The following is a 2,028-nucleotide window of genomic DNA, read 5'->3' on the forward strand; positions in this document are numbered from 1 at the left end:
TACAGATGGTTTTTTTATTGCAAAAATTCAAAAGAAGAATAGTTAATTTTTATATTAGTATGATATAATATAAAATTAGAAATAAAATTCGAGGTGAAATTTTTGGAAAAAATCGAGCTGAATAGTTTAACTTTAGGAGAATTAGAAAAATTTATGATTAGTCTTAGCGAAAAAAGCTACAGGGCCAAACAATTATTTACTTATATTCATAAAAACTATGGTACTAATATCCAAGATATTTCTGTATTCTCCATTGCCCTGCGGGACAAGCTAGAAGATTGTAGTAGAATTAACCAGATTGAAATTTTAAAAAGATTTAATTCAAAAATAGACAATACTAAAAAATATTTATTTATATTAGAGGATAATAATATAATAGAATCCGTAGTTATGGAGTATAAACATGGATTGACCGCTTGTATTTCTACCCAAGTAGGTTGTAAAATGGGTTGTTCCTTTTGTGCTTCCACTAAGGAAGGTTTTATTAGAAATCTAAGTCCTTCTGAAATGGTCAATCAGATATATAATATGGAAAAAGATTTAAAAAAGAAAATTAGTAATATTGTTTTAATGGGTAGTGGTGAGCCACTGGACAATTATGAAAATACTTTGAAATTTTTAAATATAATTCATCATAAGAGTGGACATAACATAAGTTATAGAAATATAAGCTTATCTACCTGTGGAATAGTACCAAAAATTTATGAATTGGCAGATGAAGGGATACCTATTACTTTATCCATATCATTACATTCACCTTTTGATGATGTTAGAAAAAAAATAATGCCTATAGGAAATAAATATACAATTAGTGAAATAATCCAAGCATGTAAGTATTATTATAATCAAACTAATAGAAGAATTACCATAGAATATACTTTAATTGAAGGGGTTAATGATAGGAATAAAGATTTAGAGGAATTAATTTATGTGCTGAATGAATTAAATTGCCATATTAACTTAATACCTTTAAATCCAATAGAAGAGTATAATCAACAAAGACCGTCAGGAAGATATGTTGAAAGGTTTAAAATTGGTTTAGAAAAAACAAGGATACCAGTTACTATACGTAGGGAAATGGGTAGTGATATAGGCGCTTCTTGTGGACAGTTGAGAAGGAGTTACACTAAAGATAGAGACAGAAATACTTTTCAGTGAGGTGATTTTTATGGAAGTCGGTGTAAAAACGGATATAGGGAAGATTAGAGAGATTAACCAAGATGCTTATTATATTTCTCGTTACAAAGAACATCCTTTGTTTATTATTGCGGATGGTATGGGTGGTCATAAGGCGGGAGAAATCGCCTCAAAAATGGCAGTGGAGATAATAAGCTCTATCTTAGAGAAAAATTATAATAATTTTTGTCTAGATGATGATAGTATTAAAAAGAATATTATAAGTTCCATAATTAAAGCAAATGAAAAAATATATAACAAATCTTTGGAGGATGAAGAATTCTCTGGTATGGGTACTACTGTTACTTTAGCTTATAAGAATAATAAAAAAATATTTATAGGCCATGTTGGTGATAGTAGGGCTTATTTGTTTAGAAAAGGTAATTTATCTCAAATAACAACAGATCATTCTTTAGTGGAAGAATTAATAAGGAATGGAAGTATTAGTAAAGAAGAGGCAAAAAATCATCCACAGAGAAATATTATTACTAGAGCAGTAGGTACTAGCAAGGAAATTGAAGCAGATTTAATAGTTGAAGAAAAATTAAAAGATGATATACTTCTTTTATGTACTGATGGATTAACTAATATGTTAATGGAAGATGAAATTAAAGAATATTTACTTATCAATGAAGATATGCAAAAATTATGTGAAAACTTGGTAATGTTATCAAATGGCGAAATACCCCTATGGCACCAGCACCTATTCACCGACCAATATTTTCAACCACTACGCAATCCGACAGCAGGCACGTGACGCCTACCACGACACCTCACAGGCAAAAGCAGTTGTTGACCGCTATGCCGACAACATCGTTGATACCGGCCTCGTCTTGGAGTCACAGCCTGATT

The 2,028-nt window shown here is 30.2% G+C and carries 2 protein-coding genes; both read left to right on the forward strand.

Annotated features, from left to right (window positions below; genetic code table 11):
- Window positions 1–93 precede the first annotated feature (93 nt).
- The gene (gene rlmN / locus VK998_RS02370; protein ID WP_325225050.1) at window positions 94–1,158 is read left to right on the forward strand and encodes a dual-specificity RNA methyltransferase RlmN; all 1,065 of its coding nucleotides are present in this window, start codon (window positions 94–96) and stop codon (window positions 1,156–1,158) included.
- Between the two features lie 10 nt (window positions 1,159–1,168).
- Complete coding sequence (locus VK998_RS02375; RefSeq protein ID WP_325225052.1) at window positions 1,169–1,933, forward strand: Stp1/IreP family PP2C-type Ser/Thr phosphatase; 765 nt, start codon at window positions 1,169–1,171, stop codon at window positions 1,931–1,933.
- Window positions 1,934–2,028: the final 95 nt, after the last annotated feature.

Source organism: Schnuerera sp., from assembly GCF_035459645.1.
GTDB lineage: Bacteria > Bacillota > Clostridia > Tissierellales > Tepidimicrobiaceae > Schnuerera.